This window comes from Pseudomonas sp. CM25, assembly GCF_013179705.1.
Classification (GTDB): Bacteria; Pseudomonadota; Gammaproteobacteria; order Pseudomonadales; family Pseudomonadaceae; genus Aquipseudomonas.
The window spans coordinates 1-1,823 of the sequence record NZ_JABMCW010000596.1 but is presented as its reverse complement, the minus strand read 5'-3'; the positions used below and the strand labels follow the sequence as shown (position 1 = coordinate 1,823).

The following is a 1,823-nucleotide window of genomic DNA, read 5'->3' as shown; positions in this document are numbered from 1 at the left end:
ACCTTAGCAAAGTGGTCCCCAGCGCGGAAGGTGACCTGACCATCCTTCATGCGCTCTCGCTCGACCTGGCCCAGGGCGACAGCCTGGCCATCGTCGGTGCGTCGGGCTCAGGCAAGTCGACCCTGCTTGGCCTGCTCGCCGGCCTCGACCAGCCCAGCGCCGGCAAGGTCATCCTGGCCGGCCACGAACTGGGGCCGCTGGATGAAGACCAGCGCGCCCGCGTACGCGCCGAACATGTCGGCTTCGTGTTCCAGTCGTTCCAGCTGCTCGACAGCCTCAATGCACTTGAAAACGTCATGCTGCCACTGGAGCTGGACGGCCGCCGCGACGCCCGCGAACACGCCCGCACCCTGCTCGAACGCGTCGGCCTGGGCCAGCGCCTGAGCCACACGCCGCGCCAGCTGTCGGGGGGCGAACAGCAGCGGGTGGCCATCGCCCGCGCCTTCGCCGCGCAGCCAGCGGTACTGTTCGCCGACGAACCCACCGGCAACCTCGACAGCCACACCGGTGAGCGCATCAGCGATTTGCTGTTCGAGCTGAACAAGGAGCGCGGCACCACCCTGGTACTGGTCACCCACGATGAACGCCTGGCCCGGCGCTGCCGGCGCCAGATTCGCCTGGACGCAGGCCGCCTTGTGGCGCCGGTGGTGGCCTGATGAAGCACATGCCACTGTCCCGCCTGTGCGGCCTGGCGCTGCGCCAGTTGCTGCGCGACATTCGCGCCAGCGAAGTGCGCGTGCTGTTCTTCGCCTTGCTGGTCGCGGTGGCGGCCAGCACCGCGATCGGCTATTTCGGCGCCCGCCTCAATGGCGCCATGCAGCTGCGCGCCAGCGAGTTCCTCGGCGCCGACCTGGTGCTGCAGGGCAGCGCTGCAGCTCGCGAACAGCAGCTTGATGCCGGCAAGGCGCTTGGCTTGCGCCACGCCCAGGTGGTCGAGTTCACCAGCGTTGTGGGCGGTGACAATGGCATCCAGCTGTCCAGCGTCAAGGCGGCGGATGGCGCCTACCCATTGCGCGGGCAAGTGCGCAGCGCGCCGGCACCCTACGCCAAGGAAACCCCAGGCGGCGGCCCGGCACCGGGCGAGGCATGGGTCGAACCGCGCCTGCTGGCGGCACTGGGGCTGTCGGTAGGTGACAGCATCGACGTGGGCCTGAAGACCCTGCGCATGAGCCGCGTGCTGACCTACGAACCGGACCGTGCCAACAATTTCTACAGCCTTACCCCACGGGTGATGATGAACCTGGCTGACCTGGAGGCCACCGGCGTTATCCAGCCGGGCAGCCGGGTTACCTACCGTGACCTGTGGCGCGGCGATACCGAGGCGCTGGCCAGGTACCGCCAGGCCGTGGAAAAAGACCTCGCCGCCAACCAGCGCCTGCGTGACACCCGCGATGGCAACCAGCAGATTGGCGGAGCCTTGGGCAAAGCCGAACGCTACCTGAACATGGCCAGCCTGGTGGCCGTGCTGCTGGCCGGGGTCGCCGTGGCCTTGTCGGCCAGCCGTTATGCTGCACGCCGCCTGGACGCCAGCGCTCTGCTGCGCTGCCTGGGCCTCTCGCGTCGCCAGGCGCTGGGCCTGTACTGCCTTCAACTGGCCATGCTCGGGCTGGTCGCAGCGCTGGCCGGCGCCCTGCTCGGCTGGCTGGCCCAGCTGGGCCTGTTCCGCCTGTTGCACGGCCTGCTGCCCAGCGAGATACCCGCTGGCGGCATCGTCCCCGCCCTGGCCGGTATCGGTACCGGGCTGGTGGCCCTGGCCGGCTTCGCCTTGCCGCCCATTGCCGCACTGGGGCAAGTACCACCGCTGCGGGTGCTGCGCCGCGACC

At 69.4% G+C, this 1,823-nt stretch carries 2 protein-coding genes; both read left to right on the top strand.

Going from position 1 to position 1,823, the window contains the following annotated elements; translation table 11 throughout:
* A partial coding sequence (locus tag HP546_RS29815; RefSeq protein WP_172233336.1) for an ABC transporter ATP-binding protein occupies positions 1-656 on the top strand: 656 nt, incomplete at its 5' end.
* A partial coding sequence (locus tag HP546_RS29810; protein WP_372242481.1) for an ABC transporter permease occupies positions 656-1,823 on the top strand: 1,168 nt, incomplete at its 3' end. The genes HP546_RS29815 and HP546_RS29810, both read left to right, overlap by 1 nt.